The following is a 23,338-nucleotide window of genomic DNA, read 5'->3' on the forward strand; positions in this document are numbered from 1 at the left end:
ACTCCGCGCCCGGCGCGGCGGCTGGTTGGTGCTGCATCTTATTGCTCCCTTGTTATTTTCACGATACGAAACTTAGTTCTTACTATACGGAAACGATAGGACTGCAGTCCGATGCGGTCAAGGGCCTGCGTCCGTCGTCACGCAGCGCCGCCGGTCACAATCGGAAATTTCAGATTGTGATGTACACCACCGCCGGACTCGGCTAGCCTAGAAGGTAATTCGTGGCGTAGGTCACGTAACCTGGGAGCAGCAGGCAGGGTTGTAATGAGCTGGCGTCAACTGACGTCGGCTCTTTTTTATGGGTCGGCGGAGAAAGAAACGAACGCGAAATGCGTCCGAAATTTCTATGTGGGAGTTTGATTCCACATACCGGAAGTTGGGAACCCCTCCATGAACAACAAGATCGTCCTCGGACAGAACCAGTACGGTAAGGCCGAAGTCCGCGTCGTCAAGATCACCCGCGACACGGAGCGCCACGAGATCGAAGACCTCAACGTCACCTCGCAGCTCCGCGGCGATTTCGCCGCGGCCCACCTGGAAGGCGACAACAGCCACGTGGTGGCCACGGACACGCAGAAGAACACCATCTACGCCTTCGCCCGGGAGGGCATCGGCTCCCCGGAGGCGTTCCTGCTCCGGCTCGGAGACCACTTCACCTCGAGCTTCAACTGGGTGACCGGCGGCCGCTGGGAGGCCGAGTCCTACAGCTGGGACCGCATCCAGGCCCACGGCGCCGCCCACGACCACTCCTTCGTGCGCAACGGCCAGGAAGTCCGGACGGCCGTACTGGTCCGCGACGGCGCCGACCGGCACCTGATCTCGGGGCTCAAGGACCTGACGGTCCTCAAGTCCACGCAGTCGGGCTTCGTCGGCTACCCGCGGGACAAGTACACCACCCTGCCGGAGACCACTGACCGGATCCTCGCGACGGATGTTTCCGCCCGCTGGCGCTACAACACCGGCACGGACTTCGGCTCCGTCGATTTCAACAAGAGCTACGAGGACGTCAAGGCCCTCCTGCTGGAGGGCTTCACCGAAAAGTACTCCCACGCCCTGCAGCAGACCCTGTTCGACATGGGCACCAAGGTCCTCGAGGCACACAGCGAGATCGACGAGATCAAGTTCTCGATGCCCAACAAGCACCACTTCCTGGTGGACCTCTCGCCGTTTGGCCTCGACAACCCCAACGAGGTGTTCTTTGCCGCCGACCGGCCGTTCGGCCTGATCGAGGCGACGGTCCAGCGCGAGGACGCAGCACCGGCCGACGCCGCGTGGTCCGGCATCGCCGGCTTCTGCTAGCACGCCGCCCCGAAAGCCGGCTTGGCGAGTTGCCGCCGGTTTACGGCGCGACAAGTGACAGAGCGACCGCAGGTTCCGGGGCCAGCACCAGTGCCGGCCCCGGAACAGGCAACCAGAACCCCATAAGCCACACCTGTTAGCCAGACACCGTTAGCCAGACAAAGACGTCTGCCATGAACCAAGAAGGTCTGCCATGAACATGAAAAAGAAGCCGTCAGCGGTTAAGTCCCGCGCCGGCCGCACACCGTCCGACCGGCCCGAAGACGAACGGCTTCCGATCGGAAGCACCTTCGCCTACGGCCTCCAGCACGTCCTGACCATGTACGGCGGCATCATCGCACCCCCGCTGATCATTGGCGCGGCCGCCGGCATGCCGTCGCAGGAAATCGGCCTCCTGATCGCGGCCTGCCTCTTTGTGGGCGGCCTGGCCACCATCCTCCAGACCATCGGGATCCCGTTCTTCGGTTCCCGGCTTCCGCTGGTCCAAGGCGTCTCGTTCGCGGGCGTGTCCACGATGGTGGCGATCGTGGACGAGGGCGGAGGCATCCAGTCCGTGTTCGGCTCGGTGATTGCCGCCTCGCTTATCGGCCTGCTCATCACGCCGCTGTTCTCCAAGATCATCCGCTTCTTCCCGCCGGTGGTCACCGGAACGGTCATTACCGTCATCGGGCTGACCCTCATGCCGGTGGCCGCGAACTGGGCCATGGGCGGCAACAAGTCAGCGCCCAACTACGGCTCCATGGCCAACATCGGGCTGGCGGCGGTCACCATGGCCATCGTGCTGCTGCTGAGCAAGGTCGGCAGCGCCACCATCTCGCGGCTTTCCATCCTCCTGGCCATGGTGCTGGGCACGGTCATCGCGTTCATCGCCGGAATGACTGACTTCTCGAAGGTCGGCCAGGGCGACATGGTGGCGTTCCCCACCCCGTTCGCCTTCGGACCGCCCACGTTCCATTTGGCTGCCATCATCTCGATGCTGATCGTGATCCTGGTGACCCTGACGGAGACGTCCGCGGACATCATCGCCGTCGGCGAAATCGTGGGCACCAAGGTGGACTCCAAGCGCATCGGCGACGGGCTGCGGGCCGACATGCTCTCCAGCGCCATCTCGCCGCTGTTCAACTCCTTCACCCAGAGTGCCTTCGCCCAGAACGTGGGACTGGTCGCCATTACGGGCGTCAAGAGCCGCTTCGTGGTCAGCGCCGGCGGCGCCATCCTGGTGATCCTGGGCCTGCTTCCGGTCCTGGGCCGGGTGGTGGCCGCGGTGCCGACACCGGTCCTGGGCGGCGCCGGCGTCGTGCTGTTCGGCACGGTGGCGGCCAGCGGCATCCGGACCCTGGCCAAGGTGGAATACAAGAACAACATGAACCTGATCATCGTGGCCGCCTCGATCGGCTTCGGCATGATCCCGATTGCCGCCCCGGCCTTCTACGACCAGTTCCCGTCCTGGTTCGCCACGATCTTCCACTCCGGCATCAGCTCGGCCGCGGTGATGGCCATCCTGCTGAACCTGCTCTTCAACCACTTCAAGGCGGGCAACTCGGAGAACCAGTCGGTGTTTGTGGCCGGCACCGAACGGACCGTGCGGGAACAGGACCTCAAGTGCCTGGCCGACGGCGACCGCTTCGAAGGCGGCAAGCTGATCGACTGCGACGGTAAGGAAGTCCCGGTCGAGTCGGCGTCGAAATCCGAGCACTGACCGCCGGGGAGACCACCGGGATGGCAAGTGCGGCCCCTTTCCCGGAAGGAAAAGGGGCCGCACTGTGGCCGCGCCGGCTGCCTCGCCGGAACTGCCGGGCTTCAGCTCTTGTTGAGGTCCTGGGAAATCGCCAGGGCCGCCTCACGCAGCAGCGGCACCGCCCGGTCGGCGAAGGACTTGTCCACCCGGGAAACGGGGCCGGAGACGGAAATCGCCGCGGGCGTCGGCGCATTGGGGATGGCGATGGCGAAGCAGCGGACACCGATCTCCTGCTCCTCCTCGTCGATGGAGTAGCCACGGTCCCGGATCAGCTTAAGGTCCGCAAACAGGGCCTCGACGTCGCCGATGCTCTTCGGGGTGGGGGTGGGCATGCCCTTCCGGGCGACGATGCCGCGCACCGTCTCGTCGTCCAGCTGGGCCAGGATCGCCTTGCCCATGCCGGTCGCGTGCATGTAGCCGCGGCGGCCCACCTCCGTCATCATCCGCATGGAGTGCAGGGACGGGACCTGGGCCACGTACATGACCATGTCCGAATCCAGCACCGCCATATTGGCGGTTTCCCCGAGCCGCTCCACGAGCGACTGGAGCTGCGGCCGGGCGAGCGCGCCGAGCTGCTTGTTCGCCGCCTCGCCCAGGCGGATCAGGCGCGGGCCCAGGGCGTACCGGCGGTTCGGCAGCTGCCGGATGTATCCCAGCGTGACCAGCGTGCGGAGCAGCCGGTGGATCGTGGGCAGCGGCAGATCGGTGGAGGACGACAGTTCACTGAGGGTGACGTCGCCGCCGGCATCAGTGATCAGCTCCAGAAGTTCGAAAACGCGCTCAACGGACTGCACGCCTCCGGGGGCTTTTTCCGCCATTACTTGGGTCTCCTGAGGGATCGGCTTGCGACAACTTTTATCCGCATCGTGAAAAAAGTGCTTCGTAGACCCAAGATACAGCACGGCCCGCGCGCCGTCGAAGCGGCACCCGCGCGGCGCCGACACACCGGGGACGCCGCCGCGCAGGGCTTGTATTTCCACAGAGTAGATAATAATATCCATAATACGAAATAAGTAAGAACAGCGAACGCCCGTCAGCGGGCCGACCAGGAGGAAATTCAATGGCGAATCCGAGCCCCGGAAATTCGATCACCCTGCGCGTGGAGGCACCGTCCAGCTTCACGGCCACCAGCGAACTGGCCGCCGCGGTCGGTGCCGCCGGCGCCGCGATCACCGCCCTGGACGTCACCGAGTCCCACCACGAGACCCTCGTCGTCGACGTCACCTGCAACACCACGGATGACGACCACGCCGTTCGCGTCAAGGACGCGCTGAACGCGCTCGACGGCGTCACCGTCCGCAACGTCTCGGACCGCACCTTCCTGATGCACCTCGGCGGCAAGCTCGAGGTCGTCCCGAAGGTCGCGCTGCGCAACCGCGACGATCTCTCCCGCGCCTACACTCCCGGCGTGGCGCGTGTCTGCATGGCCATCGCGGAGAACCCCGAGGCCGCCCGGAACCTGACCATCAAACGCAACACCATCGCCGTCGTCACCGACGGCTCCGCCGTCCTGGGCCTGGGCAACATCGGCCCGGCCGCCGCGCTGCCAGTGATGGAAGGCAAGGCGGCGCTGTTCAAGCAGTTCGCCAATGTCGATGCCTGGCCGGTGTGCCTGGACACCCAGGACACCGAGGAGATCATCAAGATCGTCAAGGCACTCGCCCCGGTCTACGGGGGCGTCAACCTCGAGGACATCGCCGCGCCGCGCTGCTTCGAGATCGAAACCCGGCTCCGCGAGGAACTCGACATCCCGGTCTTCCATGACGACCAGCACGGAACCGCCATCGTCACCCTCGCGGCCCTGACCAACGCCCTGCGCGTGGTGGGCAAGAAGCTCCCCGATGTCCGGATCGTCGTGTCGGGCGTCGGGGCTGCCGGCTCCGCCATCATCGCGCTGCTCAAGGCCCAGGGGGCGCGGAACATCATCGCCGCCGGCCGTTCGGGCGCGATCCACTTCGGCGAACATTACAACGACGAGCACCGCACCTGGATTGCCGAGAACACCAACGAACAGGGATTCTCCGGCACCCTGCACGAAGCCCTCAAGGGAGCCGACGTTTTTATTGGCGTCAGCGCACCGCACGTGATCGGCGAAGAGCAGGTGGCATCCATGGCCAAGGACGCTATTGTGTTCGCCATGGCCAACCCCACGCCGGAAATCGATCCGGTCATCGCCTCGCGGCACGCCGCCGTGGTGGCGACCGGCCGCAGCGATTTCCCCAACCAGATCAACAACGTCCTGGCCTTCCCCGGGTTCTTCCGCGGTCTGCTGGACGCGGGTGCAGCAGATATCACCCCCGAGATGCTCGTGGCCGCCGCCGCGGCGATCGCGAACCGGGTGGCTGACGACGAGCTCAATGCCAGCTACATCATTCCCAGCGTCTTCGACCCCCATGTGGCCGCCGACGTCGCCGCCGCCGTTGCCGCGGCGGCCCATGCGGCCACGGCCGCCGCGCTCGCCCACGCCTGAACCCCATTTGCAGCCCTGATTCACCGAACAGGAAGGACCACAATGGCTCTCACCATTTCAGCCCAGCGCCCCGTTGACCGTGCGGAGGAGATCCTCACGCCCGAGGCCCTGGCCTTCATTGAGGAACTGCACCAGCGGTTCGCCGCCACCCGCGGGGATCTGCTCAAGGCCCGCGCGGTCAAACGCGAGGAGGTGGCCCGCACCGGCCGGCTCGATTTCCTGCCGGAGACCAGCGACATCCGCGAGGGCGACTGGACCGTTGCCGCCGCCCCGGCCGCCCTGCAGGACCGCCGGGTGGAAATGACCGGCCCCGCCGCGCCGGCCAAGATGGCCATCAATGCCCTGAACTCCGGCGCCAAGGTCTGGCTCGCCGACCTCGAGGACGCCAGCACCCCCACCTGGTCCAATGTGATCGAATCGATCCTGAACCTTCGCGACGCCGCGGCGGGCACCCTGGCGTACACCTCCCCGGAAGGGAAGGAATACAAGCTGCGGACCGATGCCCCGCTGGCCGTCGTCGTGGCCCGCCCGCGCGGATGGCACATGAGCGAGCGCCATCTGCTGATCGGCGGCGAGCATACCGTGGGCGCCCTGGTGGACTTCGGCCTGCACTTCTTCCACACCGCCAGGCAGCTGCTGGAGAACGGGCAGGGGCCCTACTACTACCTGCCCAAAATGGAGAGCCACCTCGAGGCCCGCCTCTGGAACGAGATCTTCGTCTTTGCGCAGGACTACCTCGGCATTCCGCAGGGCACCGTGCGCGCCACCGTCCTGATCGAGACCATCCCGGCGGCCTTCGAGATGGACGAGATCCTCTACGAACTCCGCGACCACGCCTCCGGCCTGAACGCCGGGCGCTGGGACTACCTGTTCAGCATCATCAAGTACTTCCGCGACGCCGGCTCGCGCTTTGTGCTGCCGGACCGCGCCACCGTGGTCATGACCGCGCCGTTCATGCGCGCCTACACCGAACTGTTGGTCAAGACCTGTCACCACCGCGGCGCCTTCGCGATGGGCGGCATGGCGGCGGTCATCCCCAACCGCCGCGAGCCCGAGGTGACGGCCCAGGCCTTCGAGAAGGTGCGGGCGGACAAAACCCGCGAGGCGAACGACGGCTTTGACGGCTCCTGGGTGGCGCACCCGGACCTGGTCCCGGTCTGCCGCGACGTCTTCGACGCCGTCCTGGGCGAACGGCCGAACCAGCTGGACAAACAGCGCCCGGAAGTTTCGGTCACCGCGGACCAGCTGCTGGACATCGCCTCCGCGGACGGCACGGTCACCGAAGCGGGCATGCACCTGAACCTCTACGTCGCCGTCGCCTACACCGCGGTCTGGATCTCGGGCAACGGCGCCGTCGCCATCCACAACCTGATGGAGGACGCCGCGACGGCAGAAATCTCCCGCTCGCAGGTCTGGCAGCAGATCCGCAACCAGGTGGTCCTCGCCGACACCGGCCGGACCGTGACCCGCGAGCTGGTGTCCGGGATCCTGGCCGAGGAAACCGAGAAGCTCCGCGGCGAGGTGGGCGAGGCCGCCTTCGCGAAGCACTACCTGCCCGCCAGCAAGCTCATCGGCGACATCTGCCTCTCCGAGGACTACACGGACTTCCTCACCACACCGGCCTACGAACTGGTGGGCTGAGCCATGGCCCTATCTCCCTCGGGGACGCCCTCCGGACCGGCCTCCGGCGCCCTCTCCGGCGCCGACCTGGGCCGGATCGATGCCCTGCTGGCGGCGACGGATGAGCTGCTGGAACGGAACTACCCGGGCGACGACGGCACCCGCCAGCCGGTCCACACCGTCTACATCCCGGCCGACCGCTTCACACCCGGGTTCGCCGCCGCCTGGGGCGCCCAGGCGCTGGCCGCGGCCGACGCCCACGGCGGGCTGGAGCGGCTCGGAACCCTGCTCGGCCAGGACCCCGAACTGACCGCCGCCGTCGCAACCCGCGTGGCCGCGAAGCTCGGCAGCGAACCGATCGAAGACCTCAGGCTGGACTTCGAGGACGGTTACGGGGACCGCGGTGACGACGCCGAGGACGCCGACGCCGTCGCTGCCGCCGCCGCCGTGGCCGCCGCGGTGGCGGACGGCAGCGCCCCGCCGTTCATTGGGATCCGGTTCAAATGCTTCGAGGCGCCCACCCGCGCCCGCGGGCTGCGCACCCTGGACCTGTTCGTTTCCGGCCTGGCCGCCGCCGGCGAGCTCCCGGACGGCCTCATCCTCACCCTGCCCAAGGTCACCACCGTGGCCCAGGTGCAGGCAATGGACTACGCCGTGTCCCGGCTGGAGGAAGCCCACTCGCTGCCGGCCGGCCGGCTGCGGTTCGAAGTCCAGGTGGAAACGCCGCAGCTGATCCTGGGCCCGGACGGCACCTCCCCCGTGGCGCAGATGCCGCACGCCGTCCCCGGCCGGATCAGCGCCCTGCACTACGGCACCTACGACTACTCGGCCTCGCTGCAGATCTCGGCGGAATACCAGTCGATGGAACACCCGGTGGCGGACTTCGCCAAAGAGGTCATGCAGCTGGCCGTCGCCGGTACCGGCATCCGGCTCTCCGACGGGTCCACCAACGTCATCCCCGTCGGCGACGGGGTGGAGGACGCCTGGCGGCTCCACGGCCGGCTGGTCCGCCGCTCGCTGGAACGCGGCTACTACCAGGGCTGGGACCTCCACCCCGCCCAGCTGCCGAGCCGCTTCGCCGCCACCTACGCGTTCTACCGGCAGGGTCTTCCCGCCGCCGCCGCGCGGCTTCGCAACTATGTGGAGCGCACCGGGGGCGGCGTTATGGACGAGCCCGCCACGGCCAGGGCCCTCGCGGCCTTCGTGTTGCGCGGCATCCAGTGCGGTGCCGCCAGCGCCGAGGAAGTCCTCGGGCTGACCGGCATGGGACTGCCCCAGCTGACCGTCCTGGCCCACCCCCGGCTGGCACAGCCGGCAGCCACCCACAACCACTGACCCCCTTCTCAACAGGAGCGACCCCATGAGCAACTACTTTTCCCCCGAAGGCGGCCTGCCGCCGCAGAACCAGCTCCTCACCGACCGCGCCGTCGTCAAAGAGGCCTACACGGTCATCCCCAAAGGGGTGCTGCGCGACATCGTCACGTCCAACCTCCCCGGCTGGACCAAGACCCGCGCCTGGATCATCGCCCGGCCCATCGCCGGCTTCGCCACGACCTTCTCGCAGCTGATCGTGGAAGTGGCGCCCGGCGGCGGCAGCCACAAGCCCGAGGCGGAGGCCGGCGTCGAAGGCGTCATCTTCCTGACCAAGGGCGAACTGACGCTGACGCTCGACGGCGAGATCCACCATCTGGAGTCCGGCGGCTACGCCTATCTTGCCGCGGGTTCGGACTGGAAGGTCTCCAACGATGGCGCATCGGACGCTGCCAGTTTCCAGTGGATCCGCAAGGCCTATGAGCCGCTGGACGGCTTCACCGCGAAGTCTTTCGTGACCCGAGACCAGGACGTCGAGCCGCGGCCCATGCCGGACACCAACGGCGCCTGGGCGACCACCCGTTTCGTGGAGCCGGACGACCTGGCCCACGACATGCATGTCAACATCGTCACGTTCCAGCCCGGCGGCTCCATCCCGTTCGCCGAAACCCACGTGATGGAACACGGCCTCTTTGTCCTCGAGGGCAAAGCCGTCTACCGGCTCAACGACGACTGGGTGGAGGTCGAGGCCGGCGACTTCTTGTGGCTGCGCGCCTTCTGCCCGCAGGCCTGCTACGCCGGCGGGCCGGGCCCGTTCCGCTACCTGCTCTACAAGGATGTCAACCGGCAGATCCGCCTCACCTAGGCACGGCCGAAGCACCGGGCCCGCCCCGCCTGACGGGGCGGGCCTTCCTCATTAGGGCCCCGGCCTCGAAGGCCGCCGGGGGCTTGCGGCGCTTGCTAGCCTGAACCTGTGAAGTATGAATCCCTGTGGATCGGAATGCTCTTGGGCGCGGCCCTCGGCTTCGCCATCGGCGTGGCCACCGTCGACAAGCCGTTCACAGGGCTGCTGATCGGCGTGGCCGTCGGCGCGCTGGTGGGCCTGGCCGCCAGGAAAGACCCCACGAAGGGGTAGCGAAGCCCCCACCCTGAAATCCCCCGGGCCCTGATGTCCCGGGCCCTGAGGCGCGCCCTCAGGCTGTGCCCGCAAACGACCCGGACCGCCTGAAGACCCGGCAGCCGGGCCTGCTTCTTATTACCCCTTGACGCACCCGCCCCACTTTCCCTACACTTTTCATAAAGCAGAATCTTTATTCCACAAAGTGGAAGTTGATAGTAGCAAGGAAGCCACTCCTTCAGCTCCCGCCCGCACCGGAAAGAACACACCATGACGTACACCGTGAACTGCTCCATCCTGCTGACCGAACTGCCCCTCCTCGAGCGGCCCGCCGCGGCCAAGGCCGCCGGCTTTGACGCAGTCGAGTTCTGGTGGCCCTTCGCGACGTCGGTGCCCGCCGACGCCGAGGTCACCCGCTTCGAGCGGGCCATCACCGAGGCCGGGGTCAAGCTCACCGGCCTCAACTTCAACGCCGGCGACATGCCGGGCGGCGACCGCGGCCTCGTGTCCTGGACGGGCCGCAGCGCCGAGTTCAAGGACAACATCGACGTGGTGGCCGGCATCGGCGGACGGCTCGGCTGCACGTCCTTCAACGCTCTCTACGGCAACCGGCAGGACGGGCAAACGCCGGAGGCCCAGGACGACCTGGCGGTCGAGAACCTCGCGGCCGCGGCCGCTGGCGTCGCCGGCATCGGCGGCGCCGTGTTGCTCGAACCGGTCAGCGGCGCCCCACGGTACCCGCTCCTCACCGCCGAGGACGCCCTCCGGGTCATCGCCCGCGTGAAGCAGGAATCCGGCGCGGAGAACATCAGGCTCCTCGCCGATTTTTACCACCTCTCGGTCAACGGGGACGACGTCGCCGCCGTCATCGAAAAGCACGCCAAGGACTTCGGCCACATCCAGATCGCCGACAACCCCGGCCGCGGGGCTCCCGGAACCGGCGAGCTTCCCCTCGGCGAATGGATCGCCCGCAGCCGCCAACTCGGCTATGAGGGCTACATCGGCCTCGAGTACAAGGAACCGGCGGAAACCGCCTTCGCCTGGGCCATCCGCCAGCGCGTCGCCCGCTAGTCCCCACCCGCACCACCACGCACCACCAACAGACTTCAGTAAAGGAACCATCATGAGCAACGTTGCAGTCATCGGACTCGGAATCATGGGCCTGCCCATGGCCATCAACCTGGCCAACGCCGGCCACACCGTCACCGGCTTCAACCGCAGCCAGGACAAGATCGACAAGCTGGTCTCCGAAGGCGGCCGGGGTGCCACCAGCATCGCCGACGCCGTGAAGGACGCCGACGTCATTCTCACCATGGTGCCGGACTCCCCCGATGTCGAGGGCGTCGTCAGCGGCCCCGACGGGGTGTTCGCCCACGCCAGGCCGGGCACGCTGTGGATCGATGCCAGCAGCATCCGCCCGGACGTCGCCAAGCGCCTCGCCGGCGACGCCACAGCCGCCGGCATCCGCGCCCTGGACGCCCCGGTGTCCGGCGGCGAACAGGGCGCCATCGACGCCGCGCTGTCGATCATGGTGGGCGGCGAAGCGGCAGATTTCGAGGCCGCCCAGGATGTCCTCACCGCAGTGGGCAAAACCATCGTCCACGTCGGCCCGTCCGGCTCCGGCCAGACCGTCAAGGCAGCCAACCAGCTGATCGTCGCCGTCAATATCGAGGTCCTGGCCGAGGCCATCGCCTTCCTCGAGGCCTACGGCGTTGACACGGACGCGGCGCTCAAGGTCCTCGGCGGGGGCCTGGCCGGCTCCAAGGTCCTGGACCAGAAGGGCCAGAAGATGCTCGACCGCAATTTCGACCCCGGCTTCCGGCTGGCCCTGCACCACAAGGACCTGGGCATCGTCACCTCGGCCGCCCGCGAAGCCAACGTCGCCGTACCCCTGGGCGCCGTCGTCGCACAGCTCGTCGCCGCCAGCGTCAACCAGGGCGACGGCGGACTTGACCACTCCGGACTCTTCAAGCAGGTCCTGCAGCTCAGCGGCCGCCACTAGCCCGGCACGGCCAAGCTCCCTTCCCGACCGCCCTTCCGGGGGCACTTCGACACGGACACGCCGGCCGCCGTCGTGAATTACGACGGCGGCTCCCCCAAAGTGCCCCACGACGGTTCGCCGGGGCTTCCTTCAGCACACCCAAAACAGACTTCCAAGGAGTACACCATGACTAAGATGCGCACCGTAGACGCTGCCGTCGCCATCCTGGAAAAGGAGGGCGCCACCGAGGCGTTCGGCCTGCCAGGCGCGGCGATCAACCCGTTCTACTCCGCCATGCGGAACCACGGCGGGATCCGCCACACCCTGGCCCGCCACGTTGAAGGCGCCAGCCACATGGCCGATGGTTACAGCCGGGCCAAGGACGGCAACATCGGCATCTGCATCGGCACCTCCGGGCCGGCCGGCACGGACATGATCACCGGGCTGTACGCGGCCTGGGCCGATTCCATCCCCATGCTCTGCATCACCGGACAGGCCCCGGTGGCCAAACTGCACAAGGAGGACTTCCAGGCCGTGGACATCGAGTCCATCGCCAAGCCGGTCACCAAGATGGCCATGACCGTCCGGGAACCGGGCCAGGTTCCCGGCGCCTTCCAGAAGGCCTTCCAGCTGATGCGCTCCGGCCGCCCGGGTCCGGTGCTGCTGGACCTGCCCATCGACGTGCAGCTGGCCGAAATCGAGTTCGACATCGACGCCTACGAGCCCCTGGCCGTTGAGAAGCCGCGGGCCAGCCGCCGGCAGCTGGAAAAGGCCCTGGACCTGCTCACGGCAGCGCAGCACCCGCTGATCGTGGCCGGCGGCGGTGTCATCAACGCCGGCGCGTCCGCGGAACTGGTGGAACTGGCCGAACTGCTCGGCGTTCCGGTCATCCCCACTCTGATGGGCTGGGGTGCCATCGCCGACGACCACCCGCTGATGGCCGGAATGGTGGGCCTGCAGACCAGCCACCGCTACGGCAACGAGACCATGCTGGCCTCCGACTTCGTCATCGGCATCGGCAACCGCTGGGCCAACCGCCACACCGGCGGGCTGGACACCTACACGGCCGGCCGGACGTTCGTGCACATCGACATCGAACCCACCCAGATCGGCCGCGTGTTTTCCCCGGACCTGGGCATCGCCTCCGACGCAGGCGCGGCCCTGACGGGACTGATCGGGCTGGCCCGCGAACGCCAGGCTGCGGGCACCCTCCCGGACTATTCCGGCTGGGCCGCCGAATGCGCGGAGCGCAAGGCCACCCTGCACCGCAAGACACACTTCGAGACCATCCCCATCAAGCCGCAGCGCGTGTACGAGGAGATGAACAAGGCATTCGGCAAGGACACGACGTACGTCTCCACCATCGGCCTGTCCCAGATCGCCGGCGCGCAGATGCTGCACGTGTTCGGGCCGCGCAAGTGGATCAACGCCGGCCAGGCCGGCCCCCTGGGCTGGACCGCCCCGGCCGCCCTCGGCGTGGTGCGCGGCAAGCCGGAGGAGACCGTCGTCGCCCTGTCCGGTGACTACGATTTCCAGTTCATGATCGAGGAACTGGCCGTCGGCGCGCAGTTCAACCTCCCCTACATCCACGTGGTGGTCAACAACTCCTACCTGGGCCTGATCCGCCAGTCCCAGCGCGGGTTCAACATGGAGCAAAACGTGTCCCTGGCGTTCGAGAACATCAACTCCACGGATCTCTCGGCGACCGCCAGCGGCTACGGCGTGGACCACGTCAAGGTGGCCGAGGGCCTGGGCTGCAAAGCCATCCGGGTGGAGGACCCCAGCGACCTGGCGTCCGCCTTCGACAAGGCCCGGGCCCTGATGGGCGAGTTCCGGGTTCCCGTCGTCGTGGAAGTGATCCTGGAGAAGCTCACCAACATCTCCATGGGCACCGAAATCAACGCCGTGAACGAATTCGAGGCGCTGGCCGAAACCCGCGAGGACGCCCCCACCGCCATCCTGGCCCTGCAGGCGTAGGACATGCGCGTTGTCATAGCACCGGACAAGTTCAAGGGCTCGCTCTCCGCACCGGATGTCGCCCGGCAGCTGGCGGCGGGACTGCAGGCGGCCGCAGGCTCCACCCTGGACGTTCTCCTGATTCCGGTGGCCGACGGCGGCGAAGGCACCCTGGATGCCGCCGTCGGCTCCGGCTTCTCCCGCCGCAGCGCCGTCGTGACCGGACCCACCGGGGAACTGCTGACCGCCGACTTCGCGGTCCGCGGCAGGGAGGCGGTCATCGAAATGGCGGCCGCGTCCGGGCTGGCGGTCCTGCCCGGCAGCGGCCCGGACTCGGCCACCGCCACGCGCGCCACGAGCCTGGGCACCGGAGAGCTGGTCCGCGCGGCCCTGGCTGCGGGCTGCCGGCAGATCATCCTCGGCGTGGGCGGCAGCGCGAACACCGACGGCGGCGCCGGCGTCCTGCAGGGCCTCGGCGCCCGGTTCCTCGACCGTGCCGGCCGCGAGCTGCCGCCCGGCGGCGCCGCCCTCGCCCGGCTGGACCGGATCGATTTCACCGGCTTCGATCCGCGGCTGGACGACACACGCTTTGTGCTGGCCAGCGACGTCGACAACCCGCTGCTCGGCGCCGAGGGTGCCGCCGCGGTCTTCGGACCGCAGAAGGGCGCCAGCCCGGCGGACGTGAGAGCACTCGACGCCGCGCTGGCGCATTTTGTCGAGGTGCTGGCGCGGGAACTCGGGCCCCGGGCGGTCAAGGCCGCACAGGCTCCGGGCGCCGGGGCGGCCGGCGGGGCGGGCTACGCCGCGATCGCGGCCCTGGCGGCCGTACGCCGGCCGGGCATCGACGTCGTCCTCGAGTTCACTGAACTGGAAACGCGCCTGGCCGGTGCCGATCTGGTGATCACCGGCGAAGGCAGCCTGGACGAACAAAGCCTGCTGGGCAAAACCCCACTGGGCGTGGCGCGGGCGGCGGCGCGGGCCGGCATTCCGGTCATCGCCGTCTGCGGACGCACCACCCTGGGCCCTGAACAGCTCGCGGCTTCCGGGTTCCACGAAGTCCATGCTTTGACGGAGCTCGAAAGCGATGTAGACACATGTATAGCGGAGGCGGCGGCACTGCTGGAACGCCTCGGACGGAATATCGGCCTGCAGCTGGCGGCGCCGGCCGCCGGCCGCACGGCCACGAGCAAGGAGAGCCTGAATGTCTGAAGAAACCTTCGACCTCGTCATCCGGGGGCAGCGCGTCCTGACGACGGCGGGAATCGCGCCGCGCGAAGTGGGAGTGCGCGGCGGCAAGATCGTTGCGATAGAGCCGCTCGGCAACGGGCTGTCCGGCGCCGCAGTCATTGAGCTCGCGGAGGACGAAACACTGCTTCCGGGCCTCGTGGACACGCACGTCCACGTCAACGAGCCGGGCCGCACCGAGTGGGAGGGCTTTGCCTCCGCCACCCGGGCAGCGGCGGCAGGCGGCGTGACCACCATCATCGACATGCCGCTCAACAGCATCCCGCCTACCACCACGGTGGACGGCCTCAAGCTCAAGCGCGAGGTGGCCGAGGACCAGGCGTTCGTTGACGTCGGGTTCTGGGGCGGCGCGGTTCCGGGCAACAAGGCGGACCTCCGCCCTCTGCACGACGAGGGCGTCTTCGGCTTCAAGTGCTTCCTGCTTCACTCCGGCGTGGACGAGTTCCCGCACCTGAACGCCGAGGAGCTGGAAGAGGATCTGGCCGAGCTCAAGTCCTTCGATTCGCTGATGATCGTCCATGCCGAGGACTCCCACGCGATCGACCGTGCCCCGCACCCAGGCGGTGACCAGTACGCGACGTTCCTCGCGTCCCGGCCCCGCGGCGCGGAGAACAAGGCCATCGCCGAGGTGATTGAACGCGCCCGCTGGACCGGCGCCCGCGCCCACATCCTGCACCTGTCCTCCTCGGACGCCCTCCCCATGATCGCCAGCGCCAAGCGCGACGGCGTCCATCTCACGGCGGAGACCTGCCCGCACTACCTCACGCTGACGGCCGAGGAAATCCCCAACGGGGCCACCGCGTACAAGTGCTGCCCGCCGATCCGTGAGGCCTCCAACCGGGAACTGCTGTGGAGGGGCCTGCAGGACGGCACCATCGACTGCATCGTCTCCGACCACTCCCCTTCGACGCTTGACTTGAAGGACCTGGAAAACGGCGACTTCGCCGTGGCCTGGGGTGGGGTCTCCTCGCTGCAACTGGGCCTGTCCCTGATCTGGACGGAGGCCCGGCACCGCGGCATCCCGCTGGAACAGGTGGTGTCCTGGATGGCCCGGAAACCCGCAGAACTGGCGAGGTTGACCACCAAGGGCCAGCTGGCTCTGGGGTACGACGCCGATTTCTCCATCTTCGCGCCCGACGAGGCCTTCGTGGTGGACGTTTCCAAGCTCAAGCACAAGAACCCCATCACCCCGTACGACGGCAAGGCACTGTCCGGCGTGGTCCGCAGGACCTTCCTTCGCGGCCAGGAAATCGACAGCCGCACGCCCAGCGGACAGCTACTGCGCCGCGGCGGAGTCTGACGGTTTCCATGGCAACCGAAGCCCATTCGCCAAGAGGCATACCTACGCGCACGGAGTCGCGTTCGGCTTCCGGGCCGCGGCTCCGGGCGCACGGCCTGGCCGTCTGGGTAACGCCGGGCGAAGGCCGGGACCTAGATGACGCCGGAATGGCGCGGGCCGCGCAACTGCTGCTGGCGCACGCCCTGAAGATTGCCCCGGAGGCGGACGTCCAGCTCTGGCCCGTCCCCGGGGCGGCTACCACCGCCGACGGCGGAACCCCGGTGCCGTCGCCGTCTCCTGCGGAGGACTCCCCGCAGGAGGACGACGGCGGCGCCCCCCGCCTGCCGCCGTCGTCCGGGCCCGGCAGCCTGGTGTCCGTGGACCTTGCCGCGAGCGAGGTGCGGCTGGACGGTCACCGGGTGCCGCTGACCGGCGTCGAGTTCAAACTGCTGCGGTATCTTGTGGAGAACTGCTCCCACACCGTGAGCCGGGAAGAGCTGCGGCTGTTCCTCGAATCGTTCGATTCCCCCGCGGCGGCGTCCCGGTCCATCGATGTGTACGTGGGCCGGGTGCGGCGCAAGCTGCGCGGCGGGCGGCACGCGATCGCCACGGTCCGCGGCGGCGGCTACCGGTTTGTGCCCGGACCCCACACCAAGGTGCGCGGGCCGGCGGAATACAGCATCTGAAGCCGTGGTTGTGCATTGGCAGAACGCTAGATCCGAAGACGAACCCCTCACAGACCCCGAAGGAACCCCATGAGCCCCCAGCTGACCATCAAACTCCAGCCCGGAACCCCCGCCCCGGACTTCACGCTTCCGGACGCCGCGGGACAGAAGGTCGCACTGGCCGACTACCGCGGCAAGAACGTCATCGTGTACTTCTACCCGAAGGCCGCCACCCCGGGCTGCACCACCGAGGCCTGCGATTTCCGCGACAACCTGGCATCCCTGCAGGGTTCCGGCTATGAAGTGCTGGGCATCTCCCCCGACGCGCCGGAGTCGCTGGCGCACTTCACCGGCGACTTCGCCCTGACCTTCCCGCTGCTCGCCGACGAGGACCACGCCGTGGCCCTGGCTTACGGCGCCTGGGGCGAGAAGCTGGTCAACGGCGAGGTCACCGAAGGGATCGTCCGCTCCACCGTGGTCCTGGACCCCGAGGGCAAAGTGATGAAGGCGCAGTACCAGGTCAAGGCGCAGGGCCACGTCGCGGCGCTGAAGGAAGAGCTGGGCCTCTAGGCACCCTGGGATTGCGCGGCGTGCTTTCGGACGGGCGCACCCCGGATCCGCGGCGCGCCCGTCCGAAAGCGCCGCGGAAACCGGCTAGGCCCGCGTCCCCGCCACGATGGTGGCCGAGGAGCGGAGCCGGATGGCGCCGTTGTGCTCGTAGCGGCCCAGCAGCTGGAAGACGTCGGAGCGTATCAGCTCCCGGGATCCCGCGTCCGACCTGGCCAGTCCCATCGCCACGGTGGTCGCAATGTCGGTCATGAACTCCCAGTAGCGCTCCGGGGATTCGTGCACCAGGTCCGTGCTGACTTTCCGTTCGCTCACGTCGACCAGGCCGGCCTCGCGGAACATGCGCGACATCAGCCCTGCCGCGGAATACCGGAACAACCCCGGTGTCCCCGGGGGCGGCGGGGGGAGTTCCGTGTGGTGGGCCAGCGTGCCTAGGATCAGGCTGGCCCACGGGTTTTCCGCGGCCCGGCCCCACACAGCAGCCGTTATCCGCGCCCCGGGCCTGGCCGTCCGGACCATCTCCCGGAGCGCGGGCGATACCGCGGGGAAGAACATGAATCCGAAGCGGCAAAACACGGTGTCGAAGGATTCGCCTTCGAACGGCAGGTCGGCGGCATCGCAGACCTCGAAACGCACGTTTTGAAGGCCCCGGGCCAGCGCTTTGCGCTCGGCCACTTTGAGCATCCCGGCTGAAATGTCGGCCAGGACCACCTGGCTGTCCGGGACCAGGGCCGCCGCCGTGAGCCCGGGCTCCCCCGTCCCCGACGCAACGTCCAGCACCGAGGCACCCGGCTGCAGCCGCGCCTCCTCAATTAGGGCGTCGCCGAACGGGCCGTGCCAGCCAAGCAGTTCGGCGTCCCATTTCTGCCAGCCTGCCGCGAATTCGTCCCAGATGGTGCGCTGCTGGTCACGAATGCTGTCCGCTGTGACTGACATAGTGCGACTCCTTACGCTCGGACCGCACCCTCCCCCACACCCTAGTGTGCCCCCGCCGCCCCGGCCGGAGCAATGGCTGCCGGGGCAGTAGGCTTAACGGCATGTCTACCCCCGAAAACCCCGGCACCGCAGGCGAGCAGCACGTCCCCGAACGGCGCGACGTCACCGTGCGCCGGGCGCCGAAGTACGTGCCGTTCCTGGTCCTGGGCGGGCTTCTGGGCTTCGCCGTGGCCGCCTTCCTCGCCTACGGACTCCCGGGTGATGAGGCCTACGACGCCGGCGCCGTCTTCGGTTTCTTTATGATCCTGTGCGGCGCCGGCGGCGTCATCCTCGGCGGCGTCGCGGCGCTCATCCTGGACCGCCTGAGCGTCCGCAGGGCCAAGCGCGCCGTCGTCGAATCCGTTCCCGATTCCGCACCCGATACCGGGGATCAGCCGGGAGCCTGAGCGGGGCCGCAGGTCATAAACCGGCCGCCGGGAAAGACCCAGCGCACAACGTGAGATAATCGACCAGTGGCACGCGGCGATGGAAAACTTTCTCATGATCTCCTCCCTGGCGAAAAAGGCCCTCAGGACGCTTGCGGCGTCTTTGGGGTCTGGGCTCCCGGCGAAGAGGTTGCAAAACTCACCTATTACGGGCTGTATGCACTACAGCACCGCGGTCAGGAGTCGGCTGGCATAGCAACCAGCGACGGCAAACGGATCAACGTCTACAAGGACATGGGACTCGTCTCCCAGGTCTTCGACGAGACCACGCTCAACACCCTGACCGGGCACCTGGCCGTCGGCCACTGCCGCTATTCCACGACCGGCGCCAGCCATTGGGCCAACGCACAGCCCACCCTGGGCGCCACCGCCACCGGTACTGTGGCCCTGGCCCACAACGGCAACCTCACCAACACCGCCGAGCTCAACGCCATGATCGAGGACCGCAACGGCGGCCAGCTCAGCGGCGAAATGAAGCAGGGCAACACCTCGGACACGGCCCTGGTTACCGCGCTCCTCGAGGGCGAAGAGGGCAAGACCCTGGAACAGACCGCAATCGAACTGCTGCCCAAGATCAAGGGCGGCTTCTGCTTTGTCTTCATGGACGAAGGCACCCTCTACGCGGCCCGCGACACCTACGGGATCCGCCCGCTCTGCCTGGGCCGGCTGGAACGCGGCTGGGTCGTTGCCTCCGAGCAGTCCGCCCTCGCCACCGTCGGCGCCAGCTTCATCCGCGAAATCGAGCCCGGCGAGTTCATCGCGATCGACGAGGACGGCGTCCGCTCGGAGCGCTTTGCCGAGGCGACACCGGCCGGCTGCGTTTTCGAATACGTCTATCTCGCCCGCCCGGACGCCTCCATTGCGGGCCGATCGGTGTACGAATCCCGCGTCGAAATGGGCCGCCAGCTGGCCCGCGAAAACACCCAGGAAGCGGACATTGTCATCCCCGTCCCGGAATCCGGCACCCCCGCGGCGGTGGGCTACGCCGAGGAATCCGGCATCCCGTTCGCGCACGGCTTCGTCAAGAACTCCTACGTTGGCCGCACCTTCATCCAGCCCTCGCAGACGCTGCGCCAGCTGGGCATCCGCCTCAAGCTCAACGCGCTGGAATCCGTGATTCGCGGCAAGCGGGTAGTGGTGGTGGATGACTCGATCGTCCGCGGCAACACGCAGCGCGCGATCGTCCGGATGCTCCGGGAAGCCGGCGCCGCCAGCGTCCACATCAAGATTTCCTCCCCGCCGGTGAAGTGGCCGTGCTTCTACGGCATCGACTTCGCCTCCCGGGCGGAACTGATTGCCAACGGCGCCACCGTCGAAGAGATCACCCAGGCCATCGGCGCCGATTCCCTGGCCTACATTTCCGAAGACGGCATGATCGGCGCCACGCAGCAGCCGCGCGAACGCCTGTGCACCGCCTGCTTCACCGGCCAGTACCCGATCGCGCTCCCGGGCGCCGACAAGCTGGGCAAGAACCTGCTCGAACGCACCGACCTTGGCGGCATCCCCGCCGCTGCCGGGGATGCCGCCCTCGGCGCAGCAGCGTCGGAATCCGCCGCCGAAGCGGCTGCCGGTATCAGCGCCGACGACGATCCGGCCGAGAAAGCCGGCGCCACCGGCTGCGATCCGGGTCCGGACGCCGAATTCGAACAACTGCTCACCGATGACGATCGCATCGATCGAAACATTGCTGCCGACAAGAAAGAGCCCGTATGACTCCCGCCTCCCCGGCCGCTGACATGAACGCTGCCCAGAACGCCGTCGGCATCACCTACGCCTCCGCCGGCGTCGACGTCGAAGCGGGCGACCGCGCCGTCGAACTGATGAAGGGCGCCATCAAGGCGACCCACAACTCCTCCGTGATCGGCGGCGTCGGCGGCTTCGCCGGCCTGTACGACGTCTCGCGGCTGCTCACCTACAAGCGCCCGCTGCTGGCCACCTCCACCGACGGCGTCGGCACCAAGGTCGCCATCGCCCAGGCCATGGACATCCACGACACCATCGGTTTCGACCTTGTCGGCATGGTGGTCGATGACATCGTCGTGGTCGGCGCCGAGCCGCTGTACATGACCGACTACATCGCCTGCGGCAAGGTGGTCCCGGAACGCATCGCGGACATCGTCCGCGGCATCGCGGCCGCCTGCTCCGTCGCCGGCACCGCCCTGGTGGGCGGCGAAACCGCCGAGCACCCGGGCCTGCTGGGCGAGCACGAGTACGACGTCGCCGGTGCCGCCACCGGTGTCGTCGAAGCCGCCGACCTGCTGGGCCCGGACCGCGTCCGCGCCGGCGACGTCGTGATCGGCATGGCCTCCTCCGGGCTGCACTCCAACGGCTACTCCCTGGTCCGCCGCGTCATCAATCACGCCGGCTGGGCCCTGGACCGCCACGTCTCCGAATTCAGCCGCACCCTCGGCGAGGAACTCCTGGAACCGACCCGCGTCTACGCCGCCGACTGCCTGGACCTGGCCCGCACCTTCCCGGTAAACGGCTCCGTAGCCGGCCGGGCCGTGCACGGCTTCAGCCACGTGACCGGCGGCGGCCTCGCCGCCAACCTGGCCCGTGTCCTGCCGCAGGGCCTGCTGGCCACCGTGGACCGCGCCACCTGGCAGCTTCCGGCCATCTTCCGGCTTGTCGCCGAGCTGGGCAACGTCCCGCTGGCCGACCTGGAGCGCACCCTGAACCTCGGCGTGGGCATGGTCGCGATCGTCTCCCCCGAGGCCGCCGACGCCGCCGTAAACCGGCTGAACGAGCGCGGGCTGCCGGCCTGGGTCATGGGCACCGTGGAGGAAAACTCAGACTCCATCATCAAGTCCGGACCGGACTACGTCCAGGGCGCCAAGGGCGTCGACGGCGGCGCGGTCCGGCTGGTCAACGCCTACGCCTAACCCCCCCATCTAAACCCTCATCGAGTGCTCCATAACCGCCGTTTAGCACGTTCAAAACGGCAGTTGCGGAGCACTCGTTGTGGTTAAGGCGGCTCAGACCTCCAGGACGCTGAACACGCCGCCCTGCGGGTCCTCGAGGGTGGCGATAGTGCCGGCTTCCTCGGCCTCGTCCGGTGCGATCAGGACGGTGCCGCCGGCAGCCTCGGCCGCCGCGACGGCCCCCGCGACGCTGGACACCCCGAAGTACACCTGCCACCCCGGCTTGAGCGTGCCCTCGGCATCCGCCGGGACCGCGGCGATGCCGGCCACTTCCGCACCGTTGACCACCAGCGTGCTGTACTTGCCGCCGTCGTCCTGCGGGTACTCGGTCACGTCCTGGCCGAACAGCTGCTGGAAGAATCCGACGGCGGACTGCGGCTCGGGCGTGAGCAGTTCGGCCCAGGCCAGGGCGCCGGGTTCTCCGCTGCGGACCGTGCCGAAGTGGCTGCCGGCCTGCCAGGCGCCGGTGGTGCCGCCGCCGGGCGGGGCGAAGAAGACCATCACGCCGGTGCCGCCCACCTCCTCCGGGCCAAACTCCAGGGTTCCGCCGGCGTGGACCAGACCGTCGGCGAGCTCCCGGGCGTCGGAGGACGCGAAGTAGACGTTCCACTGGCCCGGCGCTCCGGCGGCCTGCTGCTGTGGATTCTGCGGTGCGATCACGGTGACCAGGTCCTCGCCCAGGAATGCCTGGGCGTAGCTGCGCCCGTCCGGGGTGGGGAGGTCCTCAAAGCGCCAGCCGAAGACCGCGGCATAGAACGCCTTGGCCGCCGCGACGTCGCTGGTCTGGAGGTCCGTCCAGCAGACTTCCCCCTCGGTGAAGCCCGTGCGAGTGGTCATGGCGGTCCTTTCGGGTAGCAGAAAACCCGCCGTCCACTCCCGTTGCTGGGAGTGGCCGGCGGGCCTGAAATCATGTGGTCGGCAATCCGCTAGCGGAGGTGCATGCCGGAAAGAAGTTTCGACTAACCTATCCGACGGGAATCAACCTCGTCGTCGTCCTCTTCCACATCGTCCGCGTACTTGTCCACATAGGCCGAATAATCCGGCTCGACAGGCTCACTCGAGAAACGACTCGGTGCCCGGACCTCAGAGCTCTTGAGCTCACGCTGAAGAGCTGTGTAGTCAGTGTTCGGGGAATAGTACTTAATGTCCCGAGCCTGCTTGGTAGCTTTTGCCTTTTGACGGCCGCGCCCCATGGCGTGACCCCCTTTTGTACTCGGACCGGAGGTGGTCACCATTGGCGTTAGTGAGGCCCCGGAATGTTTGGTCAATTTGTCGTACACCTAGATTACATGCTTTCAGCAGTAACTGCTCCCCGGGACAGCTGCTCCGGGCGGAGGCGGGCAGACCGCAGCCCCGGACGGCGGCCCGGCGGCATGCAGTCCGCCCGGCATCTTCGATAGAGTTCCGTAGTGGACGTCCGGAAACGGGTCCCACCGCCGGGCGTCCCGCCGCGGCAAAGATGCACGGAAGTGGTGAATTCTCAGTGACCGAAGAGAACGAAAGGCCCGGCAACGCCGGCATGCCTGGGGTTCCACCGGCCGGCGGACCCGGCGCGCGGTCCGTGCTTGCCGCGCCGCCTGCCGTGCCCCCGAAACCGTCTGCGCCGCCCACATCCGCAATGCAGGTTGTGCCGCCAGCGACCCCGCCGCCTGCTCCGCCGGCCACTCCGCCCACGCCCACGCCGCCGCCCGCCCGCCCCTCCGCACCGCCGGTCAACGGCCCCGACGCCGGGCAGCCGCGCTCCGGCC

21 protein-coding genes are annotated in these 23,338 nt (G+C 68.1%); 17 read left to right on the forward strand and 4 right to left on the reverse strand.

Features of this window, described 5'->3' with window-relative positions:
• The first annotated feature begins 390 nt into the window (after positions 1 to 390).
• Together pucL and ACZYZ5_RS20505 are read left to right on the forward strand one after the other, a co-directional pair.
• Entirely contained in the window at positions 391 to 1,299 is a 909-nt protein-coding gene (pucL, locus tag ACZYZ5_RS20500) for a factor-independent urate hydroxylase (RefSeq protein ID WP_463904201.1), read from the forward strand.
• A 193-nt stretch (positions 1,300 to 1,492) separates the two neighbouring features.
• Positions 1,493 to 2,998 carry a nucleobase:cation symporter-2 family protein gene (locus ACZYZ5_RS20505; RefSeq protein ID WP_463904202.1) on the forward strand — a complete coding sequence of 502 codons (1,506 nt, stop codon included), beginning with the start codon at positions 1,493 to 1,495 and terminating at the stop codon, positions 2,996 to 2,998.
• A 101-nt stretch (positions 2,999 to 3,099) separates the two neighbouring features.
• Here the strand turns inward: ACZYZ5_RS20505 and ACZYZ5_RS20510 are convergent, their stop codons facing one another.
• The gene (locus ACZYZ5_RS20510; RefSeq protein ID WP_463904203.1) at positions 3,100 to 3,855 is read right to left on the reverse strand and encodes an IclR family transcriptional regulator; all 756 of its coding nucleotides are present in this window, start codon (positions 3,853 to 3,855) and stop codon (positions 3,100 to 3,102) included.
• 242 nt (positions 3,856 to 4,097) lie between these two features.
• Here ACZYZ5_RS20510 and ACZYZ5_RS20515 point away from each other — a divergent pair, with 242 nt between their 5' ends.
• The 12 genes from ACZYZ5_RS20515 (at position 4,098) to bcp (ending at position 17,251) form a co-directional block, all read left to right on the forward strand.
• Entirely contained in the window at positions 4,098 to 5,507 is a 1,410-nt protein-coding gene (locus tag ACZYZ5_RS20515) for an NAD-dependent malic enzyme (RefSeq protein WP_463904204.1), read from the forward strand.
• 42 nt (positions 5,508 to 5,549) lie between these two features.
• Positions 5,550 to 7,148 carry a malate synthase A gene (aceB, locus tag ACZYZ5_RS20520; RefSeq protein WP_463904205.1) on the forward strand — a complete coding sequence of 533 codons (1,599 nt, stop codon included), beginning with the start codon at positions 5,550 to 5,552 and terminating at the stop codon, positions 7,146 to 7,148.
• Positions 7,149 to 7,151: 3 nt separating this feature from the next.
• Positions 7,152 to 8,462, forward strand: a complete 1,311-nt coding sequence (locus ACZYZ5_RS20525) for a DUF6986 family protein (RefSeq protein ID WP_463904206.1) — start codon at positions 7,152 to 7,154, stop codon at positions 8,460 to 8,462.
• A 25-nt stretch (positions 8,463 to 8,487) separates the two neighbouring features.
• The gene (locus tag ACZYZ5_RS20530) at positions 8,488 to 9,303 is read left to right on the forward strand and encodes a bifunctional allantoicase/(S)-ureidoglycine aminohydrolase (protein WP_463904207.1); all 816 of its coding nucleotides are present in this window, start codon (positions 8,488 to 8,490) and stop codon (positions 9,301 to 9,303) included.
• 108 nt (positions 9,304 to 9,411) lie between these two features.
• On the forward strand, positions 9,412 to 9,573 hold the full coding sequence (locus ACZYZ5_RS20535) for a hypothetical protein (protein ID WP_463904208.1): 162 nt from the start codon (positions 9,412 to 9,414) through the stop codon (positions 9,571 to 9,573).
• A 252-nt stretch (positions 9,574 to 9,825) separates the two neighbouring features.
• Positions 9,826 to 10,626 (forward strand): hydroxypyruvate isomerase family protein, encoded by an 801-nt coding sequence (locus ACZYZ5_RS20540; protein ID WP_463904210.1) that lies wholly within the window; start codon positions 9,826 to 9,828, stop codon positions 10,624 to 10,626.
• A gap of 52 nt (positions 10,627 to 10,678) precedes the next feature.
• Entirely contained in the window at positions 10,679 to 11,557 is an 879-nt protein-coding gene (locus ACZYZ5_RS20545; RefSeq protein WP_463904211.1) for a 2-hydroxy-3-oxopropionate reductase, read from the forward strand.
• A gap of 165 nt (positions 11,558 to 11,722) precedes the next feature.
• Positions 11,723 to 13,513: a glyoxylate carboligase gene (gcl, locus tag ACZYZ5_RS20550; RefSeq protein WP_463904213.1), complete on the forward strand. Its 1,791-nt coding sequence runs from the start codon at positions 11,723 to 11,725 to the stop codon at positions 13,511 to 13,513.
• Positions 13,514 to 13,516: 3 nt separating this feature from the next.
• Complete coding sequence (locus tag ACZYZ5_RS20555; RefSeq protein WP_463904214.1) at positions 13,517 to 14,701, forward strand: glycerate kinase; 1,185 nt, start codon at positions 13,517 to 13,519, stop codon at positions 14,699 to 14,701.
• Positions 14,694 to 16,037, forward strand: a complete 1,344-nt coding sequence (allB, locus tag ACZYZ5_RS20560; RefSeq protein ID WP_463904216.1) for an allantoinase AllB — start codon at positions 14,694 to 14,696, stop codon at positions 16,035 to 16,037. The genes ACZYZ5_RS20555 and allB overlap by 8 nt, the downstream gene beginning before the upstream one ends.
• An 8-nt stretch (positions 16,038 to 16,045) precedes the next feature.
• Positions 16,046 to 16,702, forward strand: coding sequence for a winged helix-turn-helix domain-containing protein (locus ACZYZ5_RS20565; RefSeq protein WP_463904217.1), 657 nt, complete (start codon positions 16,046 to 16,048; stop codon positions 16,700 to 16,702).
• 69 nt (positions 16,703 to 16,771) lie between these two features.
• On the forward strand, positions 16,772 to 17,251 hold the full coding sequence (gene bcp / locus ACZYZ5_RS20570; protein ID WP_463904218.1) for a thioredoxin-dependent thiol peroxidase: 480 nt from the start codon (positions 16,772 to 16,774) through the stop codon (positions 17,249 to 17,251).
• Between the two features lie 84 nt (positions 17,252 to 17,335).
• On the opposite strand, the gene ACZYZ5_RS20575 is transcribed toward bcp, so the two are convergent.
• Positions 17,336 to 18,184 carry a class I SAM-dependent methyltransferase gene (locus ACZYZ5_RS20575; RefSeq protein WP_463904220.1) on the reverse strand — a complete coding sequence of 283 codons (849 nt, stop codon included), beginning with the start codon at positions 18,182 to 18,184 and terminating at the stop codon, positions 17,336 to 17,338.
• A 101-nt stretch (positions 18,185 to 18,285) separates the two neighbouring features.
• Here ACZYZ5_RS20575 and ACZYZ5_RS20580 point away from each other — a divergent pair, with 101 nt between their 5' ends.
• The 3 genes from ACZYZ5_RS20580 to purM all read left to right on the forward strand — a co-directional run bounded on the left by ACZYZ5_RS20580 (position 18,286) and on the right by purM (position 21,551).
• On the forward strand, positions 18,286 to 18,630 hold the full coding sequence (locus ACZYZ5_RS20580) for a hypothetical protein (protein ID WP_463904221.1): 345 nt from the start codon (positions 18,286 to 18,288) through the stop codon (positions 18,628 to 18,630).
• 66 nt (positions 18,631 to 18,696) lie between these two features.
• Positions 18,697 to 20,382: an amidophosphoribosyltransferase gene (gene purF / locus ACZYZ5_RS20585; RefSeq protein ID WP_463904222.1), complete on the forward strand. Its 1,686-nt coding sequence runs from the start codon at positions 18,697 to 18,699 to the stop codon at positions 20,380 to 20,382.
• On the forward strand, positions 20,379 to 21,551 hold the full coding sequence (gene purM, locus ACZYZ5_RS20590) for a phosphoribosylformylglycinamidine cyclo-ligase (RefSeq protein ID WP_463904224.1): 1,173 nt from the start codon (positions 20,379 to 20,381) through the stop codon (positions 21,549 to 21,551). Before purF ends, purM begins: the two co-directional genes overlap by 4 nt.
• A 93-nt stretch (positions 21,552 to 21,644) precedes the next feature.
• Here the strand turns inward: purM and ACZYZ5_RS20595 are convergent, their stop codons facing one another.
• Together ACZYZ5_RS20595 and ACZYZ5_RS20600 are read right to left on the reverse strand one after the other, a co-directional pair.
• The gene (locus tag ACZYZ5_RS20595) at positions 21,645 to 22,427 is read right to left on the reverse strand and encodes a VOC family protein (protein WP_463904225.1); all 783 of its coding nucleotides are present in this window, start codon (positions 22,425 to 22,427) and stop codon (positions 21,645 to 21,647) included.
• Between the two features lie 122 nt (positions 22,428 to 22,549).
• On the reverse strand, positions 22,550 to 22,783 hold the full coding sequence (locus ACZYZ5_RS20600; RefSeq protein ID WP_282381218.1) for a DUF3073 domain-containing protein: 234 nt from the start codon (positions 22,781 to 22,783) through the stop codon (positions 22,550 to 22,552).
• Positions 22,784 to 23,338: the final 555 nt, after the last annotated feature.

It is taken from the genome of Pseudarthrobacter ribosi (assembly GCF_055412865.1).